The following is a 16,585-nucleotide window of genomic DNA, read 5'->3' on the forward strand; positions in this document are numbered from 1 at the left end:
ATGAATGTATTACTTATATATTAGTTGGTATATACATTTTTGTAAAATTATAGTTTTTTACATCGTATCAAGCATTTCTTTAAAATTCCCTTCATTAATCGAATACACTTGAAACTGGATGTAATCTATCTCATTCGTATCTGGTTTAGCAAATGGCAAAATGTTAAATCTTGCCGCCGATCTTCCTAGCATATCTACAATCATAAGAGAAACGTCAATATATTCGAAGTCTATACGGAATACTACTGCTTCTTTTGTAAACTCATAATCTTTAATCGCATCATAAGACTTATTCGCACTTATGAGCGTCACTTTTAATAATTGATTTAAATTTTCTGGTTTAAAATTAATCATATATACAGCTCCTTTTTTTAACAAAAAACTACGAAAATAGTGTAATCTTTTCCTTTCACGGCTTCACACATCAATTATATAAAAAATAAAGCTAGTTTTTTATAAATTTTTTGATATAATTACATACGGGAAAAGGGAAGAATTTTGTCTTCCCTTGTGTTTTTTATTTGCATCTAGTACTTTTGCTAGATGCCTTTTTTTATACTAAAAAAGCATCCTCAAAGTATGTGAGGATACCTTTTCAACAATTGTACTTACATAATCCAGCTTCATTTTCTAGTTTATATTATTTCTGAGTATACTCTAAAGTTCGTTTTCATTCATTCATTCTCTATAAGCAATTGCATTTGGCAACTGTAAGAATCCGTACTAAAAAACTCATCTAATAATTCCACTTCAATGCAATTTTTAATTGTTACATTATTTTTCTCTATATAATCTTTTAATTTCTCCATACTTTCTTCTTTATTATTCTTTTTATAGGCCAGCGTTAAATAGTTACCTTCTGGTAAGATATCTATATTTTGCTCTTTCTGTGTGTAATCATATTTACATAACACAGAAAAAGCATACTTTGGTTCAAATCTATATTTTGAATGAACCGTATATGCTATACCAATCTCCATCGTTGTTTCTAAATTTCTCTCCTGAATAATTTTATCTACCTCTGAATAATAAAGGAATTCTTTAAAATTACCCACTTCTTTGCATGGAGCAGTGACGATATAACGTTTCTCAAAATACTGTATTGTTATTTGATTATGTACTAGTACCTTTTTAGCGACTTGTACACTATTATCTAGTTTATCAATCGTATGAATGACTGCTTGCATCTCTTTTATCTTTTGCTCAGTTTCTTCTCTTTTTAATGCTAAAAATTTTAATAATTCATCCATATTCTTTTCCGTGAAAATTTTTTGCAGTTCTTTCGTACTCGTTCCCAAAGCTCTACAAACTTTAATTATATCAATATAAACAAATTGATCTACCGAATAGTATCTATAACCCGTTTTTGCATCAATATATACTGGGATAAGAATGCCTGTTTGATGATAATATCTTAAAGCTTTTATTGTAATGCCTTTCATATTAGCAACTTCACCAATAGAAAATAAATTTTCCAATTTATATTGCCCCCTTATTCTTGACTCTCCTCTAAAGGGAGACGTTATTATTTTATCGTTAAAGTTAGTGGAAGGATAATAAAAGATGGGTCGTGTAAAATATGGAAATCTTAAAAGAAAAGATTATAAATAAGTGAGTTTAAAAATCAACTTGGCAGTCTTAGAAAAGTTACTAGGTGCCATTACAATCATCGAATTTATTTAAAAAAGAGGTTAAAATAGATGATACACTTTTTCTAGCTAACTAATTCAATGAAAGAAGGATATAATATGAAAATTGATAGACCAAAAATTTCGCCAGAGTTATCTTTAAAGAATTTTCATGATATTTTTTATGAAGAAGATTCAACATTAGAAATGTGTGAAATCATCGATTCCACTTTTGAAAATGAATCTGTAGATAGAGTGCGTTTATATAATGCAGTGATAAAAAATTGTAAGTTTACCAATACAGACTTTAGCAATATTGATATTACAGATGTTTGTTTTGAGAACTGCGATTTATCAAATGTTAATTTAAGTAACTCTTCTGTTCACAGAGTCGAATTTAAAAACAGTAAATTAATTGGCGTTAATTTTACGGAATCTAGCTTAGGAAATGTTACATTTGAAAATTCAATTTTGAATTTAGCTTCACTTGGAAATTCTAAACTAGAAAAGATCATATTTAATGAAACTTCATTAAATAATGCAGATTTTTTTGACTGTAAACTAAAAAAAGTTGAATTCAATTCATGTAGCCTTGACGAAGCAAATTTTGATCAAACATCACTGAAGGGAATAGATATTAGTTCTTCTAATTTTGATACACTTACCGTTTCAGTGAACAATCTAAGAGGATGTAAAGTATCATCATATCAAGCTATTCAGTTTGCAACATTATTGGGATTAATAATTAAAGATTAGTCATAAAGAACGATTTAAAATGGAAAAAGGTATCCTCGTACTTGAAGGATACCTTTTTATTATCTCTATTTTTGACAGATTACTGTTTTGTATCATATTCTTTTCATCAATCTAGTGCACTTCAACAATTGTACCATCTTCGAATACTTTGAATACACCAGTAAATCCTGATCCAGCTGCACCTTCTATTTTATATGTCGTACGCACTCTTATTTGATAATATTTCTTTCCATTTTCTACTTGCGTATTCTCTAGCGTGTAATCATATTCTTCTTTATATTCATTTTTAATATATTCTTTAGCTTTCTCAAAAGTAAATGCATCTTGATTCTTTCCTGTCTCTACCTTTTGATTCTTCTCTGTCTCTGTTTTTTGGTTCTTTTCTGTTGCTACCTTTTGATTCTTTTCAGGCTCCACTTTTTGACTCGTTCCTGCATCTGTTTTTTGTGCCTTCGGTGCTGCTGTTTCACTCTTTGCAGTTTTTTCCTCTTCACCAATTTTAGTAACTAATCCTATAGCTTTTTTATTATATTCTTCAAAGTTCTTGTTACCTTTCGTTTCGGAAACTAGCTTATCTAATATCTCTTTCGCTTCTGCATAATTTTTCTTACTTATGAACTCTTCACTTTTCGTCAGTTGCTCGCTATATTTCTTTTTTTGTTCTAAGATGGCTAGTAATGCTGTTCGTTCTTCCTTCGCTTGTTTTAACAGCGTATTACTTCCATTCTTCACGCTCTCTACTTTTTCAAATGACTTGATTGACTCTTCTACCTTTGTTTCCTCTTTTAACTTCACTGCTTCAATCATTGCTTTCGTTTGTTCTACAAGTACTTTTACATCTGAATCATCTTTTTTCTCATCTAGCGCTCGTTCAAATGACGATAAGGCTGTTTTATATTCTTTATTCGTTAGTGCAGTCTTTCCCTCATCCATTGCTTTTTCAAAGTTCCCATTACTACATCCAGCCAACATTAAAAATGTAAGTCCAATTACCGTTAATAACTTTCTCATTTTCTCTCCCCCTATATACTCCTAAAACAATAACATCATATGTATAAAAGTCTGTGTAGTACTTAGACTAACAGTAAAATATGTACTACATTGTGTGCGGGAAAGGAAGTACATTTCATTTACTATCATTACTTAAAACTCCTAAATAGTTGGTAGTCTTCTTCTTTTAAGACCGAAAGGAATTTTAATAATGCGGATAAAGCTCCCACTCAAAATCTTTACTACACACTCTCATACACATAGAAAAACCATTTTTAGTTTATAGTTTGTTATTTCTTCAACTTTAAATATTCTCAGTTGATTGGAAATACGAACTACAACTCGTAATCTATCGAAAACATAAGAAAACAAAACGTAACAAAAGTTACGCTTTGTAACTTATTTGTAACACAAATGTAACATAACGTTTTTAAACATACAATAGTTTTTTTTTACATTATTTTCCCTACCTACCGTTGGACTATCCCCCTTCAAACATGTAAGGAAAGAAACTTCTTTCCTTACGCGTTAAAATTAATTACATAGATAGCCCTTTTTTCAACAAAACACTATGAAAACGTGAGGACATTTATCTTCCCTTGTATTTTTATTTGCATCTAGTACTTTTGCTAGATGCTTTTTTTATGCCAAATAAAATAAAAAAGGTATCCTCAAATACTTGAAGGATACCTTTTCACTTTTATTATCTCTGCTGTTTTCTACCTAATACGAGTAATCCAAAACTCATCATTACAAGAAATGCTCCCATATATGGTTCCACAGGCATTTTCTGTCCTGTCTTCGGTAATTCTTTTTCAGGTTTTTCTGGATTTGGTGTTCCAGGCTTCTCTGGATCTGTTGTTTCCGGTTTTTCTGGACCTGGTGGTTCTTCTTCTATTGTTCTACCCCGCTATTTGCCGGCCAGTAAAACTCCCACCTCAAAATTCAGCTAGAACAAAGGGGTTAGGCGGGAGGTCAACTGTCCATAAATGCCCGATTGGTGAGGGCTAATAATCAGTGGGGAATGAACAAAATCCCCACTGATTAAAGTTTCACCTTATACCCACAACACGGACAAGTGTATTTCATGTTCCCACTCCATTACTAACTTGTTTTTTCTCCCATATATCCCGACCCACAAAGAATGTAACAGCACAAATCATAGTTATCCCCATGAAAAAAATATTGGAATCTTCATATGTATTTGGAATCCCTACCGTTATGAAAACAATACTAAAAGCTAAGAGTAAATATAATAATACAGATATAATATAGCTCAATTTAAATCGTAAAATGATACCTCTAAACAATATCTCACCAAGAAGACATCCACCTAAAATAATAGGTACTCCGAAATACAATGTAAGGACTCCCATTTGCGAAATAGATTGAATTATCTTTCCAAGTATGTTCGGCGAAATCATCTCATTATTTTTTCCCATCCTATCATATAAATCAAGTGCCGTTGCTGAAATAAAGAAACTTAATATAGAAAATGAATACGGAATTAAAAATTTGCTCACTCTCATTCACCTCACTTTTTTCCTTTCATATATATTATTCACTATTTTCTATCATTTTCACATAAAAAAATAACCCTCTATGATAAATCATAGAGGGAAGAATTTCTATATAAAAACCTATACCTTATCCTGAAGTGAATCCCAAAACAGAACACATATCAAAACATCTAAACCATCTGCTCCCTATATTCAGTTTAGATGTTTTATCCCGCTATTTGCGGGCAGTAAGACCCCCACCTCAAAATTTAGCGAAAGCAAAGAAGTTAGGTGAGGAATCAACTGCCCGTAAACGCCCGATTAGTTCAACTAATAATCAGTGGGGATGAAGACCCCCCCACTGATTAAAGTTTCACTTTATTAGAAAGTAGTACCTTCTTTTTTGTAATATTCTTTTGAAATCTCTTCATAAAACGCTGCCGATGTCGAATAGAAGTAAGGTGCTAACCATAAGAAACCGATTCCAATAGTAAGAATACTTAAAATGAACCAGCCAAGGAAACTTAAGCATAGTAAAAAGTAATCCATTTTATGTCCGTTCATCATACGGCGACTTTCAGTAATTGCTTGATTCGCTGTATATTCTGGATGATCATTCAAAATAAAATACGTCATAGAATAAGAAAATGATTTAATAATACCCGGAATAATAAGAAGTAATGTCCATAGAATTACGTATACATACATTAGTAAATATGTTAAAAATGCTTTCATAAACTTACTTCCATCGCTAAACCATCTAAATACATGACCAATACTAGCATTAGTTCCACGAATTACATTTAAAACTAGGTAATAAGCACCCGTTGTTAACGGACCGATAATAAGCATTGCAATAATAGTTACTGTAAGCGAATCACTTGCTTCTTCCCAACCCCAAAACATTGAGAAAATACCTGTGGTTAGAAATTCCACAGCTCCAATAAGAATTCCAATTAATAAGGTTGCTCCTACTGCTAATCCCCATTTTCCTTTTAATGCATCAAGTGCTTCTCTTTTCAACTGACTTATCATACACAGCCTCCTAATATTATTTCTACATTAGTATACCATTTATATCAAATATTTCACGAATTTCCCTGAAATAGAAGTATTCTTCCTTTTTCCTGATACATATTCATTTATGTGCGCTGTAGTCCTCATATATGGATTGGACTAAAGAAAACTTAGTTCAATTGTAAACTACTTATTTCTCTATAAAAAAAGCCTGCCTATCATACTAGGCAAGCCTTTTTAAACTAATCCTCACTTATTCTCTTCTTATACCAATCCTGCATTCTCTCTGCATCTTCTACTCTCGTATGCTCTAATTTATAATTCGATGATGCACTAGAAAACTTATACGTACATAAGTCTACGCGGTGCTGGAAATACGATTGTGTTTTCTCGATTGACTGCACGTGTCTTCTTCTGACAAGTCCTGTATATTTTCCAATACTACGATACACAATTGTAATTTGTTCTCCGTTTACACCGTAACCATTTGTTTTAAATGTTGCGTATCCAAGTGTAAAGATGAGGATTGCGAGCGGTAATAAAGCCCACATGATGTAATATTTTTCAAAGTATATGCTTATTCCTGTAAGCGGGATTGTTAGCATTGCGAAGAAGATGAAACTATCAATTAAGTAACGACGCAATGCTGCTTTTGGTAATGAAATAATATTTGTATTCAGATCATATGGTAATTGTAAATGCGCGAGTAACTGTTGCACGCGATCTTTTCGAATGATAGGATGTAGCGTAACTTTTTCTTCTTTTCCTTCACTTTGAATAACTTCTACTTGCACAGCACAATAACCGAACGGTTGACGTAATATACCTTCTTTTATCGTAATCCCTTGAATGCGGTGCAATTTTAGTACGAGTTCTTTTCTCTCAAGTAATCCTTGCGAAATACGGACTTCATCATTTTTTCGATTGACTGTGAAATTACCATGTTTTAACGCGTAGCCAATTGTAGATATCATCCAAGAAACGAAAAGTAAAATAGCTACCATGTAAATCCAGCCATATATATCGTGATCCATAACATAAGACTCTACGCTATTTTTGATCCATTTCGGAATGTACTCGTTCACTTGGTTATAAACGAAGAATATTAAAGAGAATAATAATCCAAATTGACCAGATGTAACAGACGCTATTAAAATCTCTTTCCACGTTAACTTGTACTCTGTCGTTTGTTTTTCCTCTGTAATAATTTCTTTTTGTACTACTACTTCTTCTGATGTTTCTTCTACTTTTACTACCGAGGTTGGCTCATTTAACATTGTAATAAGCTTTGTTGCCTCTTCTAACGTAATACCAGCTAAACTAACTTCCGGTTCATTTCCTCCTCCAGCTGTTTCAATTTTAATTTTCTTTAGTCCTAACACTTGGTACAGCATGCCTGAACTTGTATTAATCGTTTGAACACGTTCTTTATTTAAGTAGCTCTCCTTCTTCACAAAGAGCCCTTCTTTAATATGTAATACGTTATTTTCGACCCAATATACTTTGTAGTACCAGCCTACGATAGCTGAAACAATCGTGATTACCGCAAAACCGATAGGAACTAAATACCAAAATGGAAACTTTCCTTTTAAACTAAAAAGAAAAATAATAAATGGTATAAAATCTGTTATTTTTAATTCTAATAACATCGTGATTGGATGCTGCCTCTTATACATCCTCATCACTCACTTTCGCTAATTCTGCGATTTTCGTTTTCAACATTTCTGCCTCATACATCGTTAAGCCTGGGATACTATGAGAAGTCGCCGCTGTTGAAATGTGTAATTCTGCTAATCCGTATTTCCTCATAATTGGCCCTTGTTCAATCGTAACGTGCTGCACACGAATCATCGGTACTAATACACGTTTTACGACGAAAAGACCGTGCTGAATTTCAAGTTCTTCTTCATTTAGTTGGTAGCTATAGTAACGTTGACGCAATTTCGGGAATGTAAGGTAATCAAACGGCGTATATACAATTGTTAATCCGATGAGCACATAAAAAATCCAAGCCCACCAATTAAACTTAATCATAAAGAAAAGATATGCCAAAATGACGATAATACTAATTCCTAACTCAATTAAGGAACGCGTTTTCCACACCTTGACCATGTCAGGGTGAATTTCATTTTTCAATGGATCCATGTAACCACTCCAAATCTAGTAATCTAATATATGAATACTCTCAATCTATATTTTACATAACTTTACAGAAAATTGAAATTTAATTATCTTTCTTCTCTGGAATAAAATATCCGAACCAAAGTAACCAAATGAAACCGATTAACTTCAGCCAACTTCCATCCGCCTGAAAAGCCTCTATCATACCTGGAATTTTATACACTCCAATGAATCCAAGAAAACCGAGCCACCAGTTTTTTTGCATTTTCACTTTTATTCCTCCTTTATGACGTTTTTCACATTTCGAATCCAAATTTCTTTATACTTTAACTGGAATCCCATGAGCATGTAGTTGCTCATATTATCGATAACGAGCGCTAACGTATGAGCATTCTCTTCTGTTGCATGTTGTGACGCCATACCAAGTTCTACACCTTGCTTTAATAAATCATGAAATCCATTTAAAAACTCTTCTTGTATTTCAAATAAACGTTTCTGATACTTCTCATTTCGCGCCGCAGTTACGATAAATTCATTTATGACGCGTAATATACCTTCCTGTCCTTCATACTCAGACAACATATGTAAACCATCTGCAATTAACTTTTTTGCAAAATTTTCTTTCGTATATTGATCTTTATCGAAGTAAGAAGAGAAATGATACCCAGAAAAAATTTCTTCAAATAAAAAATCTACTAACGCTTCTTTAGAAGAAAAATGATAGTAAATGGCCGGTTTTGAAATACCTACCTCTTTCGCAATCATGGAAAGGCTCATTTTCTCAATACCGTGCTCTGCCATAAGTTTAAATGACGCCTCTACAATGTTCTGCGATGTTTGTAAATTCTTTGTCATACTGTACCTCACTTGTTTTTACTTACCGGTCGGTAAGTGAATTATAAAATGAAACGAAATGATTTTCAAGTTAGTTAGCACTTTAGAAGGGGGGTTATTGGTAAATGTAGAAAAACATAAAGTAAAAGCAATATATAACAATAAGGAGGATGTTCATATGGGACTTGGTGGTAAAGGCGGTAGCGGCGGAACTGGCGGCGGTGAAGCTGGTAAAAGCGGATTCCCATTCATCATTTTACTTTTTATCGTATTAATTATAGTTGGGGTTAGCTATATCGGACTTGGCTTCTAAGAAAAAGCCTCCTACATTACACATGTAGGAGGCCTTCTTTTTAATCCTTATTCAGCAATCGCATACGATAACAATTCATCGTCACTTCTCCGAGTCTTTGCAATAATTGATAGTTCGCATATGCGCCGACCGGGGCACCGATTACAGGAACGAGCTGAAGCATCTTCGCTAAATCAATATAATCTCGGTACTCTGTTTGGAACTTTTCCCAGTCCATATGATTTTCTTTTTCTGTGTCCCACGTTTCAATTGCTTTCCATACTTCTTTTCGATGATCATCACTTGAAAAAGCAAGTTGGAAAACGTGAAGGATAAAGAGGCGCTCTTCTTGTTTACTCGTATCAAATCCGTACAATGTTGCTGCATCAAACAAAAATTTAATTTTAATTGTAAGAAGGAGCGGGAAATCAGCAAGACCGAGAAGAATACCGCCAGCTCCCGTCCCCGCCCCTTCTGCCGCCGCTACTTTTTTATATTCGTCCATTTTTTTACGAACTTCATCGTCACGTCTTTGCAGCGACCAAGTCGTTTCTTTTAGTTTCGGCTTTATAAAGTTTGATCCGGCGCTAATCGTTTGCACCATCATCCGAATCGTTTCTGTTAATACTTTTTGTACTTTCGCTGGAATGAGCTGTTGTACTTTCAACTGCACTTTCTTTGAGAACCGTGTCATCATAGAAGAATCTTTCATGAATGTAGCTTTCCACTGCTCCAACTCTTTTATAACCTTTTCTTCATATGTAATCATAGGTTCATTCCTTTCAATTTAAACGCTCAATGCGCTTTGCACCATATTGATAAACGAAACCGATACTAAATAATATGCTTACGATTAGTAAAATTCCTGTCATTATGAAATCTTTCGTTGCCAGTGCAAATACAATTGTAAATATCATGCTGCCGATAATTAAAATGGCACTTAATAATGTAAGAAAATCTTTCTTTTTCTCTTCTCCCCCTACTGGATACAAATCAAGCCAAATCTTCATGCGGTGATGTTTCCATAAAGTTAATAGCTGATAACCGATTAAGTATAGGAAAATAAGGCTTACGATAAATCGTCCATATAAAAACGGAATGAAGTAAAGAATAATTCCGCCAAGAGCGAGTAAGCGCACATATAAGCCAAAATAGTTGCCAGATCGTAAAAACGTTCTCGTATATAAGTATAAATATGTACGTTTTTCACCAATGATCGAAAGAATGAAATCAAGCCATTTCTTGCGGGATACTCTCTCTTTTAATGCCGGTACATCAACGAACATATTCGCGATGCGGTACAGTAACATCATCTTTTTACCTTCTTCAGAAATTAAATACTCCCAGTTCAGCGGCTTCCCTTTCACCATTTGATGCATGATAGCAAGGTATAACACCATGAATAGAACAATTCCGCCAATAAAAAGAACTGAAGTACGTTCTACAAGGAAATATACAAATAAACCGTTTAAGATAAAACGTATGAACCAATCCGCCTTTTGTACATTTTGATCTGTTAAAAAGGACTTTTCCCACGCTATAAATAAATTCCAAGCTTTCACAATGACAAACGCGATTACAATCCATATGTAAGCCGCTCCTGTTTGCTTCATTTGCTGGAAGTATAACGGGGCAAGCGCAGCTGCTACGATTGCGATTATGTATAACTGAATCATAAACGTAAAGAGAAAGGCCTTTGTGAAGTAAGGCTTTAACTTCTCTTCAACTGGCAGTAAGTAAACAAGGTCCGCTTCTTTTAATAGCGTTTGCATTGATCCAGCTGTTAAAACTAGTCCAATTAACACTGCCATCACGAGCGCAGTTGGAAACGAAGGTGTTAACGTTTGTAACCATTGCTGGTAATAATACGCCCCCGCACCGATGATAAACACGAAAATAAATTTCAAATGATCGTTAAATACGTATTTACTATATGTACGAACTTCTTTTAGAAAGTGACGAAATCGTTCTTTCCATAGTGCTGTGCTATTCATAATCTTCTTCCTTTGTTAAGGCAATATAAATATCATCTAACGTTGCACCTGGCATATTAAACTGTGATTGCAGTTCAGATAATGTTCCCATCGCTCTTACTTCGCCTTGATGTAAAATAATGAACGAATCACAATAACGCTCTGCCGTCGCTAAAATATGTGTACTCATTAAAATACCTGCGCCACTCTTTTTCATTTGATCCATCATTTGAAGTAGAGATTGAATCGCTAACGGATCCAGTCCAACGAAAGGTTCGTCTACTATGTAAAGAGATGGCTCCACTAAAAATGCACTCATAATCATTACCTTTTGTTTCATCCCTTTTGAGAAATGAGATGGAAACCATTTTAAACGATTTTTCATACGAAATTCTTGTAATAGTTGTCCTACACGTTCTTCGTACTGTTTTTCATCGACACCGTACGCCATCGCTGTTAATTTCAAATGCTCTTCTAGCGTTAGCTCATCATATAATACCGGTGTTTCTGGAATGAATGAAAAGCTAGAACGGTACGCTGTCATATCATCACGAATTGTTTTCCCATTAATTGTGACAGTTCCTTTTTTCGGTTCCATTAAACCGATAATATGTTTAATCGTCGTACTTTTACCAGCCCCATTTAAACCGATTAAGCCGACAAGTTCGCCTTTATTAACAGAGAACGAAACGTCTTTTAATACAGGTCGTTTCGTATATCCTCCTGTAACATTTTCTACACGCAATAACTCGCTCATACGACACCACTTTCTTCATTAGTATTCATTCTATATTCATCTTACCAAAAATTGCGCTGTACTACATAGTATCGATGTGTTCAAAAAAAATTTAAATTTGTTAGCATATATTTTTACGAAAGCGGACATCATAATTAGTGAAGAAGGAACACATTGAAAAAGCAACCACCAATTGATGAGTATAACAACATAGTGAAGTCATCATGAAATGGGGTGTCCATGTTGGACAATGAAATTTACACATAACCAGATTATTTGTTTCATTTTCGAAACGGGGTGTCTCCGAAAGAGCATATACTGTTTTAAAAAATAAACAATTTCATTTTAAAAAGATTGCAATTCATTTCACTTGAAAATGGGGTGTCTACGGCAGAAACTTTAGCCGATTTACCATGCATTTCTTAAATAAATGGGGTGTCTGCGAAACGTAAATTACGATAATGCTTTTTCAATCCCTCTTCAGAAAACAGGAAGCTGAGTCAGCTTCCTGTTTTTCGTGTTTGTTCTCCTATATAATTATGGTAAAATACGGCTAAGGCTATTTGAAAGGATGAGATCGATGAATCATACAGCGGACAATTGTATTTTTTGTAAAATTATTGATGGGCAAATCCCTTGCTCAAAAGTATACGAAGATGAACATGTGCTTGCATTTTTAGATATTAGTCAAGTAACAAAAGGACATACTCTTGTTATTCCGAAAGTTCACAAACAAGACATTTTTGCGTTAACGCCAGAAATCGCATCACATATTTTTTCTGTCGTTCCGAAAATCGCAAATGCGATTAAAGCAGAGTTTAATCCAGTTGGCTTTAACCTACTTAACAATAACGGTGAAAAAGCTGGACAAACTGTGTTCCACTTCCACCTTCATTTAATTCCACGCTACGGTGAAAACGATGGTTTCGGTGCCGTTTGGAAATCACACCAAAATGAATATACAATGGAAAATTTACAAAACATCGCAAGCACAATTGCAAATAGTGTGAAATAGTGACACTATAAGAAGACGTAATACATAACAAGCCGATTCCCCGAAGTAATTACATATTGCAAGGCTTGTTTCTTCACTCCATATACCGGGGTATACTTTTCTGTGCATAGCGCACTTACAAGAAGGAAAAGTTCTCTTTTCTTTCTCTTGTTTTAAAGATATGCATACTATTTCACATCATGAATACGAACGAAAAATAAGGAGGTCTCTTTTTATGTCAAAAGCTAAATCCTTTATTACAGGTGTCCTTTGCGGCGGAGCAGTTGCTGGATTAGCAGTTCTTTTCTCTACTCCTTCTTCTGGCAAAGCCATGCGCGGCAAGTTAAAAGAAAAAGGAAATGATATTAAAAAGACTTTAGCTGATATTACAGCTGATACAAAGTTATTAAAGCGTCAAATCGTTGAAACTGCTTCAGAAGGTAAAGAAGTGTTTCAAGAATTAAAAGACGACATGCAAGACACGCTTTCTAACTGGAAACAAGATATTTCTCAAAACAAGCGCCATATTGAAAAAGAAATTTTGGACATTCAAAAGTCAATTGAGAAACTACAAGAAGCCGTTCCAGAAAAAGCGTAAACAAATTCCTGCTTAGTTTTTGCATATAACAAATATTTTTTATATAAATTGACCCTAACACGGCATATCACATAGATATGCCGTGTTTTTATGCATTTACAATATATGTTAGCGATTAACATGTAAGGACAACACATGTACTCACGACTCATAAACCGCTTCCATAGTTATGCATGATTTGTATAGAATGTCATTTTTCCAAAAAATTTTCACAATTCTCACAAAAAGACTTTATTAATTTTTATTTTACTGGCATAATAGATAGTAATGAAAAAGAATGTTAAAGTGGGTGAGTAAATGAAAAGTGGAGAAAAAGATTACTCGGTAAAAGAAGCGATGATTTTCAGCCAACGCATTGCTCAATTATCGAAAGCGTTATGGAAATGTGTAGAGAAAGATTGGCAAATGTGGATTAAGCCTTACGATTTAAATATTAATGAACATCATATTTTAACAATCGCTTATCATTTAAAAGGGGCCTCTATTTCTGAGATTGCTAAGTTTGGAGTTATGCACGTATCAACGGCATTTAACTTCTCGAAAAAGCTTGAGGAACGCGGCTATCTTGTATTCTCGAAAAAAGAGGATGATAAACGAAATACGTACATTGAAATTACAGATAAAGGGGAAGCATTACTACTTCGCTTAATGGAGGAGTATGACCCTGAAAGTAATTCAGTGTTTAATGGGGCTCTTGCACTTCGTAATTTTTATGGGAAGTTCCCAGAAAATATCGAGCTGATTGCTATCTTGCGCAATATTTACGGACAAGACTTCATCGATATTTTTGAGAAATCATTAGAAGATATTGAGGAGAATTTTACGGAATCCGATCAGAAGTTAGTTAAGAAATAATCTATTTATTTTTTCGCACTCATGCGTAAGAATTCATTCATAAGTGGGTTAAATAAACCTTGTTTTGCTAGCGCTTCCGCAGTTTCGTTTACTTCGAGCTGATGTGGAAGCGCTTTTTCAAATTGATCTAACAGCGCATCGAACAATAAAAGGCCTTCTGCTTTCTCCGCTACATATTGTTCGTTCAATGTTTCACAAAGTTTCAGTATACGTTCAATATCTTTTTTACGAACTTTTTTCTTTATGATTAAAGAATAAAATGGACACTTTTCTTCATCAATCATTTTAAATAGTAGGTCTACGTAGTATTCAGCTTGTTCTAATCTTCTAACAACGTCCATTTTCTCCCTCACTTTCTAACACAAAGTCTTCTATTTCTGAATTTTATAACACGAACAAAATATCGTATGATACAATATATAAAGTATATGTATTTTAGCCAAAAGGAGGTCTCGCCTCATGACACTTATAACAGTTGTTTTTGTCGCATTCGCACTTCTTGTTATATTTTACACGAATTTCATGACACATACACTGTGTGAACGAAAACAAATAGCTGCGAGCCGCCAGCCCGGTGTCTTTCGGGTTATTAATGTATGTATAACAATTTTATTAATTTCTAGTTATATAGAAATTATATTTCATGGAAAGTGAGGAAGGAAAGCCCCTTCCTCACTTTTTTCCTCTATAAGCAAATTATACCTACTATAACCAATAAAATAAACAGTACAAGTAATAAAATAAGTTGAGAATTCATCCCCATCCCCTCCTCTATTCTGTATATGCGGCATACGCCCAATATGGCACACTTTCAAAATCTGACACGATATGGTTAATTTTTCTTTATCAATATGAAAACGAGTCGAAATATGATATATTAAACTTTGTACATATTGCTTATACTATAGAACAAATAACATTCATCAAAACTTTATCCTCAGCCTCGGTAAGCCCTGTTAAGCGCGCTTTGACAATATAAAAAGCAAAAGTATCAGTGAGACTTAATCGGGCTCTTATGAACTTAAGTTCATTGGTGTAGGATAAATTAAAAATACATAATAGTAGGAGTGTTTATCGAATGAAGAAAGCTATGCTTGCCTTAGCCGCAACAAGTGTAATCGCATTATCAGCATGTGGAACATCATCATCAGACAAAATCGTTACATCTAAAGCTGGTGACATTACAAAAGAAGAGTTCTACAATCAAATGAAAACACAAGCTGGTAAACAAGTACTAAATAACATGGTTATGGAAAAAGTACTTATTAAAAACTACAAAGTTGAAGACAAAGATGTAGACAAAAGATTCGATGAAACGAAAAAACAAGTTGGTGATCAATTCGATACACTATTAAAACAACAAGGCATGAAAGAAGAAACATTTAAAAATACTATCCGTGCCTCTCTAGCTCAAGAAAAAGCAATTGAAAAAACAATCACTGATAAAGAATTAAAAGACAACTACAAGCCTCAAATTAAAGCAAGCCACATTCTTGTAAAAGATGAAGCTACTGCGAAAAAGGTTAAAGAAGAACTTGGACAAGGTAAATCTTTCGAAGAGTTAGCGAAACAATACTCTGAAGATACTGGTTCAAAAGAAAAAGGCGGAGACTTAGGATTCTTCGAACATGGTAAAATGGTTAAAGAATTCGAAGATGCTGCTTATAAACTGAAAAAAGATGAAGTAAGCGAACCTGTAAAAACACAATTCGGTTACCACATCATTAAAGTTACAGACATTAAAGAGCCAGAAAAATCATTCGAACAATCTAAAGCTGACATCAAAAAAGAACTAATTGCGAAGAAAATGCAAGATGGCGCATTCATGAATGATCTTATGATGAAAGAAATCAAAAAAGCTGACGTAAAAGTTGACGATAAAGATTTGAAAGATCTTTTCGAAGAGAAAAAAGCTGACGAGAAAAAAGAAGAAAAGAAATAATGAAATAAAAAGCTCGGGCTTAGGCCTGAGCTTTTTTGTATACCCTCTTCTCTCGGGAGTTATATCCAGATTCGGTAAATGAAATTATATAGTTGGTCCTCTGAATGAATTATATCAGCGATTTTCGAAATATATCGACTTACCGACAACAAGCGTGACTCCCTCTACAAAAACAAAAAAACCTTGATCCACGTAGCATGGAACCAAGGTTTATCTTATTATCATTGATTAAATGAAAAAACTATGTTAAATTAGTACAGAAACACATTTTATAAAACACAAAGAACGTATTTATCCGTATCTTAATTGTACACCAAAACACATCTTCAGTCAACCTCTATTTTTCACTT

Annotated in this window: 20 protein-coding genes and 1 pseudogene; 7 read left to right on the top strand and 14 right to left on the bottom strand. The window is 33.9% G+C overall.

Annotation, left to right across the window (positions count from 1 at the left end; all coding sequences use genetic code 11):
• Positions 1–57 precede the first annotated feature (57 nt).
• Both JDS95_RS11715 and JDS95_RS11720 read right to left on the bottom strand, forming a co-directional pair.
• Complete coding sequence (locus tag JDS95_RS11715; protein ID WP_000606830.1) at positions 58–354, bottom strand: hypothetical protein; 297 nt, start codon at positions 352–354, stop codon at positions 58–60.
• A 320-nt stretch (positions 355–674) separates the two neighbouring features.
• Positions 675–1,478, bottom strand: coding sequence for a MerR family transcriptional regulator (locus JDS95_RS11720; RefSeq protein ID WP_000429187.1), 804 nt, complete (start codon positions 1,476–1,478; stop codon positions 675–677).
• A gap of 270 nt (positions 1,479–1,748) precedes the next feature.
• Between JDS95_RS11720 and JDS95_RS11725 the strand changes: the two genes are divergently transcribed.
• A complete protein-coding gene (locus JDS95_RS11725) occupies positions 1,749–2,384 on the top strand; it encodes a pentapeptide repeat-containing protein (RefSeq protein WP_000687251.1) in 636 nt (211 codons plus the stop codon).
• 111 nt (positions 2,385–2,495) lie between these two features.
• On the opposite strand, the gene JDS95_RS11730 is transcribed toward JDS95_RS11725, so the two are convergent.
• From JDS95_RS11730 to JDS95_RS11765, 8 genes and pseudogenes are all read right to left on the bottom strand, one after another.
• Positions 2,496–3,395, bottom strand: a complete 900-nt coding sequence (locus tag JDS95_RS11730; protein WP_085450080.1) for a hypothetical protein — start codon at positions 3,393–3,395, stop codon at positions 2,496–2,498.
• Positions 3,396–4,077: 682 nt separating this feature from the next.
• Positions 4,078–4,257 (bottom strand): annotated as a pseudogene (locus JDS95_RS31840) (LPXTG cell wall anchor domain-containing protein); the annotation flags it as partial.
• Positions 4,258–4,459: 202 nt separating this feature from the next.
• A complete protein-coding gene (locus JDS95_RS11740; RefSeq protein WP_002038107.1) occupies positions 4,460–4,903 on the bottom strand; it encodes a hypothetical protein in 444 nt (147 codons plus the stop codon).
• A 351-nt stretch (positions 4,904–5,254) separates the two neighbouring features.
• Positions 5,255–5,908 (bottom strand): DUF975 family protein, encoded by a 654-nt coding sequence (locus tag JDS95_RS11745; RefSeq protein ID WP_000625392.1) that lies wholly within the window; start codon positions 5,906–5,908, stop codon positions 5,255–5,257.
• A gap of 224 nt (positions 5,909–6,132) precedes the next feature.
• Positions 6,133–7,566, bottom strand: coding sequence for a PH domain-containing protein (locus tag JDS95_RS11750; protein WP_000278180.1), 1,434 nt, complete (start codon positions 7,564–7,566; stop codon positions 6,133–6,135).
• Complete coding sequence (locus JDS95_RS11755) at positions 7,559–8,035, bottom strand: PH domain-containing protein (protein ID WP_016107978.1); 477 nt, start codon at positions 8,033–8,035, stop codon at positions 7,559–7,561. The genes JDS95_RS11750 and JDS95_RS11755 overlap by 8 nt, the downstream gene beginning before the upstream one ends.
• 79 nt (positions 8,036–8,114) lie before the next feature.
• Positions 8,115–8,282, bottom strand: coding sequence for a hypothetical protein (locus JDS95_RS11760; protein WP_000783814.1), 168 nt, complete (start codon positions 8,280–8,282; stop codon positions 8,115–8,117).
• A gap of 2 nt (positions 8,283–8,284) precedes the next feature.
• On the bottom strand, positions 8,285–8,866 hold the full coding sequence (locus JDS95_RS11765; protein WP_016107977.1) for a TetR/AcrR family transcriptional regulator: 582 nt from the start codon (positions 8,864–8,866) through the stop codon (positions 8,285–8,287).
• Positions 8,867–9,023: 157 nt separating this feature from the next.
• Between JDS95_RS11765 and yjcZ the strand changes: the two genes are divergently transcribed.
• Entirely contained in the window at positions 9,024–9,158 is a 135-nt protein-coding gene (gene yjcZ / locus JDS95_RS11770; protein ID WP_085450189.1) for a sporulation protein YjcZ, read from the top strand.
• Positions 9,159–9,198: 40 nt separating this feature from the next.
• Here yjcZ and ecsC read toward each other — a convergent pair whose 3' ends face one another.
• Genes ecsC through ecsA form a run of 3 tightly spaced genes read right to left on the bottom strand, consistent with a single transcriptional unit; the run spans position 9,199 to position 11,867 of the window.
• Positions 9,199–9,906, bottom strand: coding sequence for an ecs operon protein EcsC (ecsC, locus tag JDS95_RS11775; RefSeq protein WP_000634121.1), 708 nt, complete (start codon positions 9,904–9,906; stop codon positions 9,199–9,201).
• A 13-nt stretch (positions 9,907–9,919) separates the two neighbouring features.
• Entirely contained in the window at positions 9,920–11,131 is a 1,212-nt protein-coding gene (gene ecsB, locus JDS95_RS11780) for an ABC transporter permease EcsB (protein ID WP_085450081.1), read from the bottom strand.
• Positions 11,124–11,867 carry an ABC transporter ATP-binding protein EcsA gene (gene ecsA, locus JDS95_RS11785; protein ID WP_001292604.1) on the bottom strand — a complete coding sequence of 248 codons (744 nt, stop codon included), beginning with the start codon at positions 11,865–11,867 and terminating at the stop codon, positions 11,124–11,126. Before ecsA ends, ecsB begins: the two co-directional genes overlap by 8 nt.
• A 559-nt stretch (positions 11,868–12,426) precedes the next feature.
• On the opposite strand from ecsA, the gene JDS95_RS11790 reads away from it, so the two are divergent.
• From JDS95_RS11790 to JDS95_RS11800, 3 genes are all read left to right on the top strand, one after another.
• Positions 12,427–12,861: an HIT family protein gene (locus JDS95_RS11790; protein ID WP_001016840.1), complete on the top strand. Its 435-nt coding sequence runs from the start codon at positions 12,427–12,429 to the stop codon at positions 12,859–12,861.
• Between the two features lie 214 nt (positions 12,862–13,075).
• Positions 13,076–13,438 (top strand): YtxH domain-containing protein, encoded by a 363-nt coding sequence (locus JDS95_RS11795; protein WP_000030306.1) that lies wholly within the window; start codon positions 13,076–13,078, stop codon positions 13,436–13,438.
• 297 nt (positions 13,439–13,735) lie between these two features.
• A complete protein-coding gene (locus tag JDS95_RS11800; RefSeq protein ID WP_000834917.1) occupies positions 13,736–14,293 on the top strand; it encodes an HTH-type transcriptional regulator Hpr in 558 nt (185 codons plus the stop codon).
• A gap of 5 nt (positions 14,294–14,298) precedes the next feature.
• On the opposite strand, the gene JDS95_RS11805 is transcribed toward JDS95_RS11800, so the two are convergent.
• A complete protein-coding gene (locus JDS95_RS11805; protein ID WP_085450082.1) occupies positions 14,299–14,634 on the bottom strand; it encodes a DUF1878 family protein in 336 nt (111 codons plus the stop codon).
• A 118-nt stretch (positions 14,635–14,752) separates the two neighbouring features.
• Between JDS95_RS11805 and JDS95_RS11810 the strand changes: the two genes are divergently transcribed.
• Together JDS95_RS11810 and prsA are read left to right on the top strand one after the other, a co-directional pair.
• Positions 14,753–14,947: a hypothetical protein gene (locus JDS95_RS11810; RefSeq protein ID WP_000172690.1), complete on the top strand. Its 195-nt coding sequence runs from the start codon at positions 14,753–14,755 to the stop codon at positions 14,945–14,947.
• Positions 14,948–15,371: 424 nt separating this feature from the next.
• A complete protein-coding gene (gene prsA, locus JDS95_RS11815; RefSeq protein WP_000710077.1) occupies positions 15,372–16,235 on the top strand; it encodes a peptidylprolyl isomerase PrsA in 864 nt (287 codons plus the stop codon).
• The last annotated feature ends 350 nt before the right edge of the window (positions 16,236–16,585 follow it).

Source organism: Bacillus cereus group sp. N24, from assembly GCF_016483345.1.
Lineage (GTDB): Bacteria > Bacillota > Bacilli > Bacillales > Bacillaceae_G > Bacillus_A > Bacillus_A toyonensis.

Excerpts from the sequence above, each read along its gene's own strand:
- JDS95_RS11715 (WP_000606830.1), bottom strand. The coding sequence starts at position 354 with ATGATTAATTTTAAACCAGAAAATTTAAATCAATTATTAAAAGTGACG.
- JDS95_RS11725 (WP_000687251.1), top strand. The coding sequence starts at position 1,749 with ATGAAAATTGATAGACCAAAAATTTCGCCAGAGTTATCTTTAAAGAAT.
- JDS95_RS11730 (WP_085450080.1), bottom strand. The coding sequence starts at position 3,395 with ATGAGAAAGTTATTAACGGTAATTGGACTTACATTTTTAATGTTGGCT.
- JDS95_RS11740 (WP_002038107.1), bottom strand. The coding sequence starts at position 4,903 with ATGAGAGTGAGCAAATTTTTAATTCCGTATTCATTTTCTATATTAAGT.
- JDS95_RS11745 (WP_000625392.1), bottom strand. The coding sequence starts at position 5,908 with ATGATAAGTCAGTTGAAAAGAGAAGCACTTGATGCATTAAAAGGAAAA.
- JDS95_RS11750 (WP_000278180.1), bottom strand. The coding sequence starts at position 7,566 with ATGTATAAGAGGCAGCATCCAATCACGATGTTATTAGAATTAAAAATA.
- JDS95_RS11755 (WP_016107978.1), bottom strand. The coding sequence starts at position 8,035 with ATGGATCCATTGAAAAATGAAATTCACCCTGACATGGTCAAGGTGTGG.
- JDS95_RS11765 (WP_016107977.1), bottom strand. The coding sequence starts at position 8,866 with ATGACAAAGAATTTACAAACATCGCAGAACATTGTAGAGGCGTCATTT.
- yjcZ (WP_085450189.1), top strand. The coding sequence starts at position 9,024 with ATGGGACTTGGTGGTAAAGGCGGTAGCGGCGGAACTGGCGGCGGTGAA.
- ecsC (WP_000634121.1), bottom strand. The coding sequence starts at position 9,906 with ATGATTACATATGAAGAAAAGGTTATAAAAGAGTTGGAGCAGTGGAAA.
- ecsB (WP_085450081.1), bottom strand. The coding sequence starts at position 11,131 with ATGAATAGCACAGCACTATGGAAAGAACGATTTCGTCACTTTCTAAAA.
- ecsA (WP_001292604.1), bottom strand. The coding sequence starts at position 11,867 with ATGAGCGAGTTATTGCGTGTAGAAAATGTTACAGGAGGATATACGAAA.
- JDS95_RS11790 (WP_001016840.1), top strand. The coding sequence starts at position 12,427 with ATGAATCATACAGCGGACAATTGTATTTTTTGTAAAATTATTGATGGG.
- JDS95_RS11795 (WP_000030306.1), top strand. The coding sequence starts at position 13,076 with ATGTCAAAAGCTAAATCCTTTATTACAGGTGTCCTTTGCGGCGGAGCA.
- JDS95_RS11800 (WP_000834917.1), top strand. The coding sequence starts at position 13,736 with ATGAAAAGTGGAGAAAAAGATTACTCGGTAAAAGAAGCGATGATTTTC.
- JDS95_RS11805 (WP_085450082.1), bottom strand. The coding sequence starts at position 14,634 with ATGGACGTTGTTAGAAGATTAGAACAAGCTGAATACTACGTAGACCTA.
- JDS95_RS11810 (WP_000172690.1), top strand. The coding sequence starts at position 14,753 with ATGACACTTATAACAGTTGTTTTTGTCGCATTCGCACTTCTTGTTATA.
- prsA (WP_000710077.1), top strand. The coding sequence starts at position 15,372 with ATGAAGAAAGCTATGCTTGCCTTAGCCGCAACAAGTGTAATCGCATTA.